Origin of the sequence: Bradyrhizobium sp. IC4060 (genome assembly GCF_020193715.1) — a bacterium.
GTDB lineage: Bacteria > Pseudomonadota > Alphaproteobacteria > Rhizobiales > Xanthobacteraceae > Bradyrhizobium > Bradyrhizobium yuanmingense.
This window is the reverse complement of the sequence record NZ_JADYVJ010000081.1, coordinates 1-460: the sequence shown is the minus strand read 5'-3', so window position 1 is coordinate 460 and position 460 is coordinate 1. Positions and strand designations below refer to the sequence as shown.

Genomic DNA, 460 nt, shown 5'->3' with positions numbered 1-460 from the left:
GAATACGGCTATTGCGAGGTGACGGGCGAGCCGATCAGCCTGGGGCGGCTGGAGGCGCGGCCGATCGCGACCATGACCGTCGAGGCGCAGGAGCGTCACGAGCGTCACGAGAAAGTCTCGCGCGAGGATTAGGCCCACGCCGTCCCGCTTAACGCTTCGGTAACTTTCCGGTCTTATCCGTGCGGGCCATGTCCGACGCGATCAACACCACTCCGACCGGCTTTTCGTCCACCTTGGGCGACGATCTCGCCGCCGGACAGCGCAGCCGCAAGCGCGACAGCCTGTTCCTCGCCGCGCGCCTGAGCGTCGGCGGCGAACCCGCGACCGACATCCGCGTCCGCAATCTGTCGGAGGGTGGACTGATGATCGACAACGCGCCGCCGATGGCGATCGGCACCGCACTGGCGGTCGAGCTCCGCAATATCGGCGCGATGCCGGGCCGGGTGGCCTGGTATGTGGA

Annotated in this window: 2 protein-coding genes; both read left to right on the top strand. The window is 67.6% G+C overall.

The window, feature by feature from the left end; translation table 11 throughout:
• On the top strand, positions 1–132 hold a 132-nt coding region (locus I6F16_RS37575), incomplete at its 5' end, for a TraR/DksA C4-type zinc finger protein (protein ID WP_225174784.1).
• A 56-nt stretch (positions 133–188) separates the two neighbouring features.
• Positions 189–460 (top strand): PilZ domain-containing protein (locus tag I6F16_RS37570; protein WP_225174783.1); only part of this gene is annotated, 272 nt, incomplete at its 3' end.